Source organism: Labilithrix sp. (genome assembly GCA_019637155.1).
In the GTDB taxonomy this organism is placed as follows: domain Bacteria; phylum Myxococcota_A; class Polyangia; order Polyangiales; family Polyangiaceae; genus Labilithrix.
This window is the reverse complement of sequence record JAHBWE010000019.1, coordinates 110,996-123,922: the sequence shown is the minus strand read 5'-3', so window position 1 is coordinate 123,922 and position 12,927 is coordinate 110,996. Positions and strand designations below refer to the sequence as shown.

General features: G+C 72.6%; 12 protein-coding genes. 8 read left to right on the top strand and 4 right to left on the bottom strand.

Annotated features, from left to right (window positions below; all coding sequences use genetic code 11):
* Window positions 1-48: 48 nt before the first annotated feature.
* The gene (locus tag KF837_34940) at window positions 49-1,023 is read right to left on the bottom strand and encodes a sigma-54-dependent Fis family transcriptional regulator (protein ID MBX3232576.1); all 975 of its coding nucleotides are present in this window, start codon (window positions 1,021-1,023) and stop codon (window positions 49-51) included.
* A 160-nt stretch (window positions 1,024-1,183) separates the two neighbouring features.
* Here KF837_34940 and KF837_34935 point away from each other — a divergent pair, with 160 nt between their 5' ends.
* From KF837_34935 to KF837_34905, 7 genes are all read left to right on the top strand, one after another.
* Window positions 1,184-1,561 (top strand): hypothetical protein, encoded by a 378-nt coding sequence (locus tag KF837_34935; GenBank protein ID MBX3232575.1) that lies wholly within the window; start codon window positions 1,184-1,186, stop codon window positions 1,559-1,561.
* A 17-nt stretch (window positions 1,562-1,578) separates the two neighbouring features.
* On the top strand, window positions 1,579-4,497 hold the full coding sequence (locus tag KF837_34930) for a DUF2309 domain-containing protein (protein ID MBX3232574.1): 2,919 nt from the start codon (window positions 1,579-1,581) through the stop codon (window positions 4,495-4,497).
* The gene (locus KF837_34925; protein MBX3232573.1) at window positions 4,487-5,767 is read left to right on the top strand and encodes a proton-conducting membrane transporter; all 1,281 of its coding nucleotides are present in this window, start codon (window positions 4,487-4,489) and stop codon (window positions 5,765-5,767) included. Before KF837_34930 ends, KF837_34925 begins: the two co-directional genes overlap by 11 nt.
* Entirely contained in the window at window positions 5,767-7,362 is a 1,596-nt protein-coding gene (locus tag KF837_34920; protein MBX3232572.1) for a hypothetical protein, read from the top strand. Before KF837_34925 ends, KF837_34920 begins: the two co-directional genes overlap by 1 nt.
* A gap of 981 nt (window positions 7,363-8,343) precedes the next feature.
* Entirely contained in the window at window positions 8,344-8,892 is a 549-nt protein-coding gene (locus tag KF837_34915; protein ID MBX3232571.1) for a hypothetical protein, read from the top strand.
* 64 nt (window positions 8,893-8,956) lie between these two features.
* Complete coding sequence (locus KF837_34910; protein ID MBX3232570.1) at window positions 8,957-9,658, top strand: hypothetical protein; 702 nt, start codon at window positions 8,957-8,959, stop codon at window positions 9,656-9,658.
* Window positions 9,628-10,302, top strand: coding sequence for a GNAT family N-acetyltransferase (locus KF837_34905; protein MBX3232569.1), 675 nt, complete (start codon window positions 9,628-9,630; stop codon window positions 10,300-10,302). The genes KF837_34910 and KF837_34905 overlap by 31 nt, the downstream gene beginning before the upstream one ends.
* Here the strand turns inward: KF837_34905 and KF837_34900 are convergent.
* The 3 genes from KF837_34900 to KF837_34890 all read right to left on the bottom strand — a co-directional run bounded on the left by KF837_34900 (window position 10,283) and on the right by KF837_34890 (window position 12,103).
* Window positions 10,283-10,657 carry a hypothetical protein gene (locus KF837_34900; GenBank protein ID MBX3232568.1) on the bottom strand — a complete coding sequence of 125 codons (375 nt, stop codon included), beginning with the start codon at window positions 10,655-10,657 and terminating at the stop codon, window positions 10,283-10,285. The two genes, KF837_34905 and KF837_34900, sit on opposite strands and share 20 nt — an antisense overlap.
* 199 nt (window positions 10,658-10,856) lie before the next feature.
* Complete coding sequence (locus KF837_34895) at window positions 10,857-11,249, bottom strand: VOC family protein (protein MBX3232567.1); 393 nt, start codon at window positions 11,247-11,249, stop codon at window positions 10,857-10,859.
* A 53-nt stretch (window positions 11,250-11,302) separates the two neighbouring features.
* Window positions 11,303-12,103 (bottom strand): OmpA family protein, encoded by an 801-nt coding sequence (locus KF837_34890; protein ID MBX3232566.1) that lies wholly within the window; start codon window positions 12,101-12,103, stop codon window positions 11,303-11,305.
* 90 nt (window positions 12,104-12,193) lie between these two features.
* On the opposite strand from KF837_34890, the gene KF837_34885 reads away from it, so the two are divergent.
* On the top strand, window positions 12,194-12,925 hold the full coding sequence (locus KF837_34885; GenBank protein MBX3232565.1) for a hypothetical protein: 732 nt from the start codon (window positions 12,194-12,196) through the stop codon (window positions 12,923-12,925).
* The last annotated feature ends 2 nt before the right edge of the window (window positions 12,926-12,927 follow it).

Below are 12,927 nucleotides of genomic sequence, written 5' to 3'. Positions count from 1 at the left end.
AATCTCAAACGCAACGCCTCGAATTTTCCAGTCCGACCGGCGAGCCGATCACCCCCCCGACGCGAGGCGCGCGAGCTGGCGTTGGACGGTGCGGAGACTGATGCCGAGGCGCTCGGCGGTGCGTGAGCGGTTGCCGCGCTCGGCTTCGAGGACGGCGCGCAAGACCTGCTGGATCGTGTCGTCGAGCGGCTGATCGAGCGAGACCTCGATCGTGCGCTTGCCGGGGAGGCGCGGGCTCACCGCGACGCTGCGCTGCAGCGAGCCGGGGAGGTCGACGACGCGGACGAGCTTCCCCGGGCGAAGGAGGCAGAGGCGCTCCATCGCGTTCCGGAGCTGGCGCACGTTGCCAGGCCAGGGGTAGCGGAGCAGCGCCGCCATCATGTTGCGTCCGAGCCGCGGCGGCTTCACGCCGTGGAAGCCGGAGAGCTCCGCGACGAACTGATGGGCCAGCGGCGCGATGTCGGCGGGGCGCGCGCGGAGCGGCGGGACCTCGAGCGTGATCCCCTCGATGCGATAGAAGAGATCGGCGCGGAAGCGGCCGGCCTCCACCTCCAGCTCGAGCGGGCGGAGCGTGGCGCAGATCAGACGCGTGTCGACGCTCACCTTCGTGCTCCCGCCGACGCGCATGAAGCGGCGATGCTCGAGGAAGCGGAGGAGCTTGGCCTGCATCGCGAGCGGGAGCTCCCCGAGCTCGTCGAGGAAGAGGGTGCCGCCGGAGGAGGCCTCCACCTTCCCGCGCACCCGCTCCGTCGCGCCGGTGAACGCGCCGCGCTCGTGCCCGAAGAGCTCGCTCTCGAAGAGCGACTCCGGGATCGCCGCGCAGTTGATCGGGACGAACGGACCCGCGCGACGGTGCGACAGCTCGTGGATCCGCCGCGCGAGGACCTCCTTCCCCGTCCCGCTCTCGCCGATGAGCGTGACGATCACCTCCTTCGGTGCGACCGCCTGCACCGTGCGGTCCAGCTCGCGCATGAGCGCGGAGGCCATCACGGGCTCGAGGACGATGTCGGAACGACGCTTCATGCGACCAGCGTAGCGAAACGACCGCCGTCTACGTCATGTTGTCGTGATCCGTCCGCGCGATACTACGTCAAATTGGCGCCACCCGCGCCACGTCGCCCTCGCCCAGGAGCGAATGCGCGCACAAACCCGCGCGGTATCGACCTTGCTCGGCGGGTCCGCGATGCGCCCGCGCGACGGCGTGACGATCGTCTCGACGAACCGAGCGACCCTCGACGACCTGCAGGTCTACCTGCGCGGCGCCGGCGTCGAGGCGCGTTGCATGCGCGACCTCCGCGAGTGCGTCGCGTCGACGCCGGCGAGCACGCAGGCGTTCGTCCTCTTCCCGGACGACTTCCGCTGGGAGAAGGTCGTCGCCACGCTCGCCGAGCTCGCCGAGCGCCGCCCGACCGCGCTGCCCGTCCTCGTCACCGCGCACCCGCAGCGCTTCAAGACGCTGACGCCGCCGCCGAGCGTCCTCATCGTCGCGCGGCCGGCGTGGGGATGGACCATCCTCGACGCGATCCGCGCCCACTACGACCAGCATCGGGCCGAGAGATAGGAGCTCGTTCGCAAGACATGCCACGCGTCGAGAGCAGCGAGATCGCGAAGGCGCTCGCGGATGCAGCGCACTTCCTGCCGAGCCAAGCGCCGCTCGACGTCTTCGTCCATCACAACACGCTGCACGCGTTCCAGCACCTCTCGTTCCACGACGCGCTCGCCGCCGCGGGCGCGAAGCTCGGCGGCGCCGGCTACCTCTCCGAGGCCGCCTACCGCGCGGCGCACGCGAGCGGGCGCATCACCGCGGCCGCGCTCGTCGCCGCGATCGAGGAGCACGCGGTGCCGCGGCTCCCGGAGGTGCGCGGCGGGCTCCCCGACGCCGGATCGATCGCCCGCACCGTGCTCGTCCACGGCATCGCGCCGGAGACCCCCGCCGGGCTCGCGTGGCGGATCGCGGAGGAGGGCGCCACGCGCGCCGTCGCGCGCGGAGTCTCCGAGGTCGCGCGCGGACGCATCGAGCGCGAAGGGCTCGCCGCGCTCTGGACCGCGTGCCGCGCGGCCATACGAGGCGGCGTCGAGGAGCCGGCTCCGCGCGCGTGGTTCCCGCGCGACGCGCTGATGGAGGTCGGCGGCGACGATCCGAACGACCTCGTGCATCCGCTCCTCGTGCTCCTCGCCGGCGCGTTCCTCGATCGGGGCCAGGCGCAGTGGTCGATGCCCGATCGCGAGCAAGGCCTGTTCGTCGCGTTCTGTCGCGTCCTCTCCGCGGGCCACGCGGTGCGCGCGTCGTGGCTGCGGCCGCTCGGCAAGATGCTCCGCGCGTGGCTCGCGGCGGCGGCGACGGCGGAGGACGCGATCGCGGACGTCATCGCGAAGCTCGGGATCGCGCCGGACGAGGTGCCGGCGTTCATCGAGCGCGCGCTCCTCGAGCTCCCGGGCTGGGCGGGGATGTTCCATCGCGTCGAAGCGGCGGAGGGACGCCACGGCGTCACGGTGCGGCTCGTCGACTTCTTCGCCGTCCGGATGACGCTCGACCTCCTCGCGCTCCTCGAGATCGGACGCCGGCTCGGACATCGCGGGCCCGCCGCGGAGCTCCGCGCGTTCGCGGCGACGCTCCCCTCGCTCCGCGACGCGCCGGCGAGCGGCGATCACGATCGCGCGTGGCCGCTGTTCCTCCTCGCGCAGCACCTCGGGATCGGCGCCGGCGACGTCGGGGCGCACGCGCCGGCGCTCCTCGAGCTGCTCGCCGCGCTCGATCGACCGCTCCGCCTCCGCGTGTGGCACGAGGCGTACGAGGCTTGTTACCGCGACGACCTCCTCGACGCCCTCGCCGCGCAGCGCCCGCACGCGATCGACGCGATCGCGCCGCGCTTCCAGATCGTCACCTGCATCGACGATCGGAACGAAGGGATCCGCCGCCACTTCGAGGAGGCTTCGCTCGCGCACGAGACGTTCGGATCGCCGGGCTTCTTCAACCTCGCGATGGCCTACCAGGGGATCGACGATCCCTCGACCTTCCCGCTCTGCCCTGTCGTCGTGACGCCGCACCACGAGGTGCACGAGGAGCCGGTCGCGTCGCAGATCGACCTCGCCGCGCTACGGGAGCGGCGGCGCCGTCACCTCGACTCGATGACCACGGGGCTCGAGCGCGCCTCGCACTCGATCGTCTGGGGTCCGTTCGTCACCGCGCTCATCGGCTTCGTGACCGCGCTCCCGCTCCTCGTCACCGTGTTCGCGCCGTTCGTCGCGGGCCGGGTGCGGAGGCGCCTCGAGTCGTGGGTGCTCCCGCTCCCGAAGACGCGCCTGGCGCTGCCGCGCGCGGAGACCGACGTGGCGGAGGGGCACGCGAGCGGGTTCACGATCGCGGAGAAGGCCGAGCGCGTCGGCGCCGTCCTCGAGGAGATCGGGCTCACGCGCCGCTTCGCGCGGATCGTCGTGGTCCTCGGCCACGACTCGTCGAGCGCGAACAACCCGCACATCGCGGCGTACTCGTGCGGCGCGTGCGGAGGACGCAGCGGCGGCCCAAACGCGCGCCTCTTCGCGCGGATGGCGAACCGGAAGGAGGTGCGCGAGCTCTTGCGCGCGCGCGGGATCGACATCCCGTCCACGACCGTCTTCATCGGCGGCGTGAACGACACCTGCGCCGATCGGGTCGTGCTCCACGACGTCGACGAGGTCCCCGCCGAGCTCATGCCGGAGCTCTCCGCGCTTCAAGCCGCGCTCGACGACGCCTCGAAGCGCCACGCGCACGAGCGCTGCCGCCGCTTCGCGTCCGCGCCGCGGAGGGCGACCGCGGAGGAGGCTTGGCGCCACGTCGAGGCGCGCGGCTACGATCCGAGCCAGGCTCGGCCCGAGCTCGGTCACGCGACCAACGCCGCGTGTGTGGTGGGTCGCCGGACGCTGACGCGCGGCCTCTTCCTCGATCGCCGCGTCCTCCTCTCCTCCTACGATCCGACCGGCGACGTGCGCGGCGCCGTCCTCGAGCGCGTCCTCCTCGCGGTCGGCCCCGTCGGCGCGGGGATCAACCTCGAGTACTTCTTCTCCACCACCGACAACGAGATCTACGGCGCCGGCACGAAGCTGCCGCACAACGTGACCGGTCTCATCGGCGTCATGAACGGCGCGTCGAGCGATCTGCGGACGGGGCTCCCGCGCCAGATGATCGAGATCCACGAGCCGATCCGGCTCCAGCTCCTCGTCGAGGCTTCGCTCGACGCGATCGCGGCCGTGCTCGCGCGAAGATCCGAGCTTCGCGCGCTCGTCGACAACGAGTGGGTGCGGCTCGCGGCGATCGATCCGGCGAGCGGCGCGATCTGGCTCCGGCGGCACGGCACGTTCGTCCCCTGGTCCGGCGCGCGCACCGAGATCCCGGTCGTCGCGCGTTCGCGGGACTGGTACCGCGGGAAGTCCGAGCACCTCCGCCCCGCGCGGGTGCTCGCGCGCGAGTCGAACGGGGTCGACGTGCGCGTCACGATCGGTGACTTCCATGACGCTTGACGTGGTCGTCCCGCTCGCGGTCGCGGCGCCGGCGGTGGCCGCGTTCGTCCTCGGCGCCGCGAGCGCGCTCAGGTCGCGGCCGATCTCCGAGCGCACCGTCGTCCTCACCGCGATGCTCGGCCTCTCCTTCTCGTTCGCCGCCGTGCTCGGCGCGATCGTGAGCTTCGTCGCGGGCGGGCTCGCGCCGCTCGATGTCCGCTTCGGGACCTGGTACCGCGCGGGCGACTACGGCTTCCCGCTCGCCTTCCTCTTCGACGGCACGTCGGCGGCGGTGTCCGCCGTCGCCGCGGTCCTGCTCCTCGCGACCGCGCGCTTCTCCGCGAGCTACCTCCATCGCGAGCCCGGCTTCCTCCGCTTCTACCTCCTCGTCCTCGTGTTCGCGGCGGGGATGCAGCTCCTCCTCGTCGCCGGCAGCCTCGATCTCCTCTTCGCGGGCTGGGAGCTCGTCGGGATCGCCTCCGTGCTCCTCGTCGCGTTCTTCCACGAGCGCGCCGGCCCCGTCCGCGCGGCGATCCGCGTCCTCGTCACCTACCGGCTCTGCGACGTCGGCTTCGTGCTCGCGGCCGTGCTCGTGCATCGCTCCGTCCACAACACGCTCTTCAGCGGCATCGCGCAGGTGCCGAGCACGAAGTGGATCCCGCTCTGCCTCCTCGTCGCGGCGATGGGGAAGTCGGCGCAGCTCCCCGTCGGCGGCTGGCTCCCGCGCGCGATGGAGGGGCCGACCGCGTCGAGCGCGATCTTCTACGGCGGGCTCTCCGTGCACGCCGGCGTCGTCCTCCTCGTCCGCGCGGCGCCGCTCTACGCGCACGAGCCGATCGCGGCCGGCGCGATCGTCCTCGTCGGCCTCGCGACCGCGATCGTCGCGACGCTCAGCGGTCAGGTCAGCCCCGACGCGAAGACGTCGCTCGCCTACGCGACGATCGCGCAGGTCGGGCTCATGTTCGTCGAGTGCGGGCTCGGCTTCCACCGCACCGCGATCGTTCACCTCTGCGCCCACGCCGTCCTGCGCTACTTCCAGTTCCTCCGCACGCCCGCGGTCATCCAGCGATCGCTCGAGCGCCGCGCCGCGCTCGGGAACAGGGCCGCCGCCGAGAGCGTGAAGCGCTGGGACATCCTGGGCGCGCCGGTGCGTCGCTTCGTCTATCGGCTCGCGCTCGAGCGCTTCGAGGTCGAGCAGACGGCGGAGCGGCTCGTCGCGCGTCCCATCCTCGCGATCTCGGCGCGGCTCGATCGCATCGAGCGCAAGCTCCTCGGGGCGCACGACGACTGATGGGCTCGATCCTCCTCGGCGCGATGTGGCTCGTCCCGATCGTCGTCGGCGTGCTCATCGGCATGCTCTCGCCGTCACGCGCCACCGCGCGCGCGGTCGCGATCGCGGTCGCGGCGTGCCTCGTCCCCGCCGCGTTCGTCGTGTTCATCTCGAGCGCGCCCGACATCCTCACCGCGTCGTCGATGCGCGCGTTCGCTGTTGGAGCGCTCGCGGTCGACGGGCTCTCCGCCGTGCTCGTCCCCCTCGTCGCCTGCCTCGCGCTCGGGCTGCTCGTCGCGTTGCCGCGGACCGATCTCGACGCGAGTTCGACGCGGAGCCTCCTCGTCGTCCTCGGCTCCACCTTCGGCGTGCTCGTCTCGGCGAACGTGCTCCTCCTCGGCGCGTTCTGGACGCTCTCGCTCCTCCCCCTCGCGACGGAGGCGCAGCGGGAGCACGACCCTGCGCTCGCGCGCGCGACGCGCTGGGCGGCGGTGCTCTGCATCGCGCCGATGCTGGGAGCGCTCGCGCTGATCGTGACGACCGCGACGACGGGCCGTTTCGCGGCGCCGTTCGACGTCGGCGCGATCGCGGAGGCCGGGGTCGCGCGACCGCGCGCGCGCGTCATCGCGCCGTTGATCCTGCTCGCGTGCACGGCGCGGATGGGGATCTTCCCTTTCCACTCGTGGGTGCCGGTCGCGCTCGGCCGCGGCCGCCTCGCGGTGATGATCCCCTCCGTCGTCTCTCCGCTCGGCTCGTTCGCGCTCGTGCGCCTCGGGGTCGGGCTCTTCCCGGTCGAGATCCACCGCTGGTGCGACGTGCTCGCCACGCTCGCGACGATCTCCGCGCTGTACGGCGCGTTCCTCGGCGTCGGCCAGACGCACGCGCGGCGACAGCTCGGCTTCCTCTGGACCTCGACCGCCGGCTTCGTCCTCGCCGGCGTCGCGACGCTCGACGCCGGCGGCCTGAGCGGCGCGCTCATCCACGACCTCGCGCTGACGGTGGCGATGACGGGGCTCGCGCTCCTCGTGCGCGCGGTCGAGGCGCGGACCGGCACCGCCGACTTCCGGCGGCTGGGAGGGCTCGTCGTCCACGCGCCGCGCATGGCGACGGGGTATTTCCTGCTCGGCCTCGCCGCGATCGGCTTCCCCGCGACGGTCGCCTTCGTCTCGGAGGACCTCGTCATTCAGGGGCTCGCCCGCACGCGCCCCGCCGTCGCCGTCCTCCTCCTCATCTCCATCGCCGTGAACGGGTTGACGCTGGTTCGATCGTTCAAACGGATCTTCCTCGGACCTCCTTCCCCCCTCCGCGGCGAGAACCGGCGCATCCCCGATCTCCTGCTCCGCGAGCGCTGGGTCGGCATCGCGCTCGTCGTCGCGCTGCTCGCGGGCGGGCTCGTGCCGGCGCCGCTCATCGCGATCCGGCGGCAGCTCGAGGACGAGCCCGCGCTCGCTCAATCGGTGAACGGCAGCTCGCGCTCCGACTTCGGCTCGAGGTCCGCGAGGACGGCGTCGCAACGTACGAGCGATCCGTCCGCGAGCTCGCGCCACGCGCCGTCCGTCAGCGGCTCGGAGGCGACGATCACCACCCGCGCGCCGGCGAGCTCCTCGAGCAAGTGAAGAGGAGGACCGTGCCGGTGCGCGTAGAGGCGCTCTCCGTCCGAGAGGAGGAAGCTCGTCGCGCCGACGCGGTTCTCGACGAGCTCCGCGACGGCGTCGGCGAGGACCGCGCCCGTGTCGCGTGAGCCCGCCGCGTCGAGGCGGGTCAAGAGCGCCGAGAACAAGAGCTCGCTCCGCGAGTTGTCGGTGCGCTCGCGCAGGCGGGCGGCGGAGACCGTTCGGAGGAGGAAGTCGACGTCGTCGATCGCGCCGTCGTGGGCGAACACCCAGCCGCCGCGGCGAAGGGGATGGGTCGTCGCCGAGGCGCTGGCCGCGTCGGAGCGCGCGCGGAGGTGCGCCACCATCACCGTGCCGCGCAGGCGCGGCGTCATCGCGGCGAAGGTCTCCTCCGGCGTCGTGCCGAAGGGACGTCGCTCGACGCTCCACTCGCGGGTCGATCGGTCGTAGAGCGCGGCGCCCCATCCTTCGGGGGTCGCGCTCGCGAGACCACCGAGGCTGTGCGGCGTCGAGATGAGCCAGCGAGCAAATGGCGTGACGTCAGCGGCAGCGATCCCGAGCAAACGACCCATGTCGGGGATCGGCTACGCACTTACGATGCCAGAGGGCGGGGCCCGCGATCTTCGCGCGAAACGGCTCCCGCGCGGCGGGGAACGACGCCAAATTGTCGTACGTCGCGGAGCGCGATCCGACGCGTGTGCTGCATGCAGAGCGACGAGAGACGCGACGATGGACCTCGAATCGACGTGCGCGCGCGACGTGAGGACGACAATTTGACGTGGACGCACACGAGCGGTAGATGGCCGCTCGGGCGACCCGTCCGCGCGGCCGCGGGCACGCGCCTTGCGTTGCGCGCGGCCGATGCGAGCGACCGAACAGGAGCTGGAACCGCAGACGGAGGATGCGCTGGCGTTCCCGCCCTTCACACAAACGCGACGGGCGCGCGCGGCGTTCGTCGCCAACCTCTTGCGGGGCGGATGTCCCGTGCTCGACGAGACGTTCGACGCGATCTACCCGGACGTGATCCGGCGCGCGTCCGCCGTTCATTGGACGCCGGTGCGTGTCTGCGCGCGGATCGTGAAGCTCCTCGCCCTCTCGCCCTCCGATCGGCTCGTGGACGTCGGCGCGGGAGCGGGCAAGCTCTGCATCGTCGCGTCGGCGATGAGCGGCGCGCACGTCCGCGGGATCGAGCGCGTGCCCGCCCTCGCGAACGTCGCGCGCGAAGCCGCGCGGCGCCTCGGCGTCGACGTCGAGATCGTGGACGGAGGGTTCGACGTCCGCGCCGGCGAAGACGCCGACGTCGTCTACATGTTCAACCCGTTCTTCGAGTCGATCCCCCTCCCCGGCGCGCCCAACGCCGCGATGCAGGCCGCGATCGACATCGCGGCGGCGGAGGAGCTCCTCGGCGCCCTCCGCAAGGGCGCGCGCGTCGTCACGTTCTGCGGGTTCGGCGGCGACATCCCGACCGACTACCACCGCCTCGCGCGGGAGCGCTGGGACGGAGGGGCGCTCGAGGTCTGGGAGAAGCGCTGAGAGGCGCAAGGTCTTCGCCGAGGCGCAAAGCGTGCGCCGGTACGTGCGTTGCTCCTCGAGGGGCATGGAGCGCGTCCTCCTCCTCGCGATCGCGCTGGCGGCCTGCAAGGGAGGCAGCGAGCCGACGACCGCGCCCGCGCCTGCGCCGGCGCGCACCGTCAGCACGACGGCGATGTTCCGGCACGAGGTGCTCGGGCTCGCCGTTCACGACGCGCTCGTCCGCGGCGACGTCGAGGGCGCGCGGCGCAACGCACGCGACCTCGCCGCGCGCGCGACGATCGACGGCGGCTCGGCCGAGGTCGTGGAGGGGACGAGCGCGATGCGCGCCGCGGCGGAGCAGGTCGCCGCCGCGGGCGACACACGCGGCGCCGCGGCGGCGATGGGCGCGCTCGCGCAGACGTGCGCGGACTGCCACGCGCGCCTCGCCGGTCCGGTCCGGCTCGAGGCCGGCTGGCCGCCGCGGCGCGAGCCCGACCGCCGCGCGCAGATGCTGCGTCATGCGTGGGCGATGAACGCGCTGTGGGACGGGCTCATCGGGAACTCGGAGCCGCCGTGGCGCGAGGGCGCGGCCGTGCTCGCCGATCCGGCGATCGCGGCGAAGGAGCTCGTCCCGAAGAAGACGACCACGCCCGAGATCGACGCGCTGCGCGGATCGGTCGAGCACCTCGGCGCGCGCGCCGCGGCCGCGAGCGACACCGGGGTCCGCGCGACGATCTACGGCGAGCTCCTCGCGACGTGCGCGGACTGCCACGCGAGGGCGCGATGATGGCGATGATGATGCTCACCGGTCCCGATTTCCGCGAACGGCACGTCCTCGACGACGGCACCGAGGTCACGCTCCGCCACATCCGCCCCGACGACGCGGACGAGCTCCGGCGCGGCTTCCACCGCCTCTCGCGCGCCTCGCGCTACCGCCGCTTCCAGGGCGTCTTGAACGATCTCTCCGGATCGATGGTGCACTACCTCACCCACGTCGACGGTCGCGATCACGTCGCGATCGTCGCGACGCGCGCGGCCGACGACGGACGCGAGATCGGGCTCGGCGTCGCGCGCTTCGTGCGCTCGACCGAGGACCCCACCGTCGCCGAGGTCGCGCTCACCGTCGTCGACGAGGTGCAGCGGCGCGGGCTCGGGCGCATCCTCGCCGTCGCGATCGCGCGGGCCGCGCGCGAGCGGGGGATCCATCGCCTCCAGGGTCCGATCCTGAGGGACAACGTCCCGATCCGCCTCCTCCTCGACGAGGTCGGAGCCGAGGTCCATCACGGCCCCGACGGCACCGTCTTCGAGGTGAGCCTCGATCCGGCGCCGGAGACGAACGGCGCCCGCGCGCGCATCGAGCGGATCGCGCGCAAGGTGATGCGCGCCTTCGCTCACGGCGCGCCGGCGAGCGCTATTCGCAGCTCTCCATGAGCTCGCGCGCGCGGGTCTGGACCTTCGCGCGAAGAGCGGCGAGGTCGTTCGGATCGTGCGGGGTGATGTCGATGCGCGCCCCGCCCTCGAGGTCTTGCTCGCCCGCGTACGCGGCCGGCATCTGCATCGGCTTGAGGCCGTGGTAGCCGCCCTCGCCGTGTTTGCCTTCGTGCCCTTGTCCGAGGCGGCGGCCGGTCCCGTGCATCGCCGACGCGTCACGCGCGCGCGACTGGAGCTCAGCCACCTTCTCGCTCGGCGCGGTGAACGTGAGCCGCGCCCCCGTCTCCGTCTCCTCGTACGCGACGCGCGCCCCATGCACCCCGAGCGGACACGGCGACGACGTCTCCGTCTTCATCGCCGCCGCCGTCGGGCTCTGCGCCGCCGGCTGCGCGGTCGTGCAGGCAGCAACAAACAGTAGAAGGGCCCCGGAAGCGGCCGCGAAGCGCCCCGGCGTCTTCGCCGGGCCGTGTCCGGGGTGGGGGTGTCGGGGGCGAAGCCCCTGACGTTGAGTAGCGAGCTTCATCATGGCCAGCATGGATGAAGGATTCGTGCCGCTACATGGTCGAGCGGCGCGCGAGGGCGGCGAAGGCGAGGACGTGGCCGTCGGGATCGAGGCTGTAGGCGGCGCGGTGGCCCCAGTCGCGATCGAGGAGCGGGCTCAGCTCCCGCGCGCCCGCCGCGAGCGCGCGCTCGTGGTACGCCGCCGGATCCGCGACGACGAGATAGAGCTCCGCGCGCGGCGGCCGGTCCCCCGCGGTGGGATCGGGCAGCTCGCTGAGGAGCCGCCGGATCCCCGCCTCCGGCATCAAGCCGAGCACCGCGTCCGGTCCGAGCTGGAACTCGATCATGCCCGGCACGTCGACGGTCGGCTCCGCGTCGAGCACACGCCGGTAGAACGCGCCGCTCGAGCGCTGGTCACGCACGTAGAGGACGAAATGCGCTCTCATCAGGCATTCCTACCCGAGCCGCGCCGCCGTTGCACGCCGGCGCAGGCCTTGCGTTACTCCGGGATCTCCACCAGCTCGTCGATGTTGGGCTGGAGCGTGATCTCGGTGCGGCGGTTCTTCTTCCGTCCGTCCGGCGTCGCGTTCGTCGCGATGGGATCGGTCTCGCTGTAGCCCGCGGCCGAGAGCACCGACTCCGAGACGCCCTGCCCGACGAGGTAGTGGACGACGCGCAGCGCGCGCCCCGACGAGAGCTCCCAGTTCGAGGCGAAGCGCGCGTTGTTGATCGGCACGTTGTCGGTGTGACCGGAGACCTGGAACTGCCGCCCCGGCATCGTCGCGAGCACGGTCGCGATCGCGGCGAGGGCCTCCTTCCCCGCCGGCTTCAGCTCGGTGCGACCGCTGTCGAAGAGGACGTCGTCCGGGAGCTGGAGGACCATGCGGCCCTGACGGATGACGAGCTCGAGGTCGCCGTCGTCGATCTGCTTCTTCAGCTTCAGCGTGAGGTCCTTGTAGATCTGCGCCCGCCACTCCGCGGCGCGCTGCGCGGCCTCGAGCTGAACGAGGCGGCGCTGGAGCTCACCGATGCGGACGCGGTGCTCGCCCTTCAGCGACTTGTCGAGCTGGATCAGCTGCGCGATCTCGACCTTCAGCTTGGCGATGTCGTCCTTCCGCTGCTCGAGCTCGGCGCTGCTCTGCTGGATGATGCCGTTGCGCTCGCCGAGGAGCAGCTCCTTCTTGGCGAGCTCGGCGCGCGTGATCTCCGTCTGCGCGACGGCCTGATCGTACTTGTTCTTCGAGACACAGCCTCCGAGCAGGACACTCGCGGAAACTGTGAGGAGGAGGATGGTCTTCATGGCCGCAGGTTCAGCAAGGACGACGCCAGCGCAAGCGGTGCGCCGCGACGCAAACCAACGCGCGGCGTCCGACTTGCAGCCGGACGAAGCATGAAACCGCTCTCCCGCCGCCGGGCCGTCCTCGCCGCCCTCGCCGCGATCGGCTCGGGTTGCCTCTACCTCGGCAACACCGCCCCGACGCAGAGCCGGACCCAGGTGCGGTCCGCGACGCTCGCGAGCGCCACGCCGCCGCTCGGCGCGTTCGTGATCCGCGTCGCCGCGTCGGACCTCGATCTCGACGCCGAGCAGGCGCGCGTCATCGGCGAGCTCGTGCACGACGCCGACGAGTCCATCCGCCCGCTCGACGACGCGCGCGTGACGTTCCTCGAGGTGCTCGTCCGCGCGGTGACGGAGCACCGCTACGACGAGGCGACCGTCGCCGGCGCGGCGGCGGCGGTCCTCGTCGCGGCGCGCACGACCTCGATGCGCCTCCTCCACGCGCTCGTGAAGCTGCACGGCGTGCTCGAGCCCGAGCAGCGACGGCTCCTCGTCGCCCGCGTCGGCGCGCGCTGGGACGGTTGGGCCGCGGCCTGGCACGGCGGCGCGCCGCAAGATCATCCGTGGCTCGCGACGTTCCTGCGCCCCGCGTTCCCCGAAGACACGCGCATGATCGAAGACGCGGTCCGGATCGCGTCGCGCTGGGCGGACGAGACGAGCGCCGAGGTCCGCGACGCCTGCGCGAGGCCGACGCTCGACGACGACGACCGTCGCAAGCTCCTCGAGCGCTTGCGCCGCGCGCAAGGCGTGCACGCGGAGCGAGTGGCACGCTTCGTTCATCGATGACG

Coding starts and splice junctions, on each gene's coding strand:
- KF837_34890 (MBX3232566.1), bottom strand. CDS start 12,103: ATGAAGACCATCCTCCTCCTCACAGTTTCCGCGAGTGTCCTGCTCGGA.
- KF837_34935 (MBX3232575.1), top strand. CDS start 1,184: ATGCGCCCGCGCGACGGCGTGACGATCGTCTCGACGAACCGAGCGACC.
- KF837_34885 (MBX3232565.1), top strand. CDS start 12,194: ATGAAACCGCTCTCCCGCCGCCGGGCCGTCCTCGCCGCCCTCGCCGCG.
- KF837_34900 (MBX3232568.1), bottom strand. CDS start 10,657: ATGAAGACGGAGACGTCGTCGCCGTGTCCGCTCGGGGTGCATGGGGCG.
- KF837_34920 (MBX3232572.1), top strand. CDS start 5,767: ATGGGCTCGATCCTCCTCGGCGCGATGTGGCTCGTCCCGATCGTCGTC.
- KF837_34925 (MBX3232573.1), top strand. CDS start 4,487: ATGACGCTTGACGTGGTCGTCCCGCTCGCGGTCGCGGCGCCGGCGGTG.
- KF837_34910 (MBX3232570.1), top strand. CDS start 8,957: ATGGAGCGCGTCCTCCTCCTCGCGATCGCGCTGGCGGCCTGCAAGGGA.
- KF837_34940 (MBX3232576.1), bottom strand. CDS start 1,023: ATGAAGCGTCGTTCCGACATCGTCCTCGAGCCCGTGATGGCCTCCGCG.
- KF837_34895 (MBX3232567.1), bottom strand. CDS start 11,249: ATGAGAGCGCATTTCGTCCTCTACGTGCGTGACCAGCGCTCGAGCGGC.
- KF837_34930 (MBX3232574.1), top strand. CDS start 1,579: ATGCCACGCGTCGAGAGCAGCGAGATCGCGAAGGCGCTCGCGGATGCA.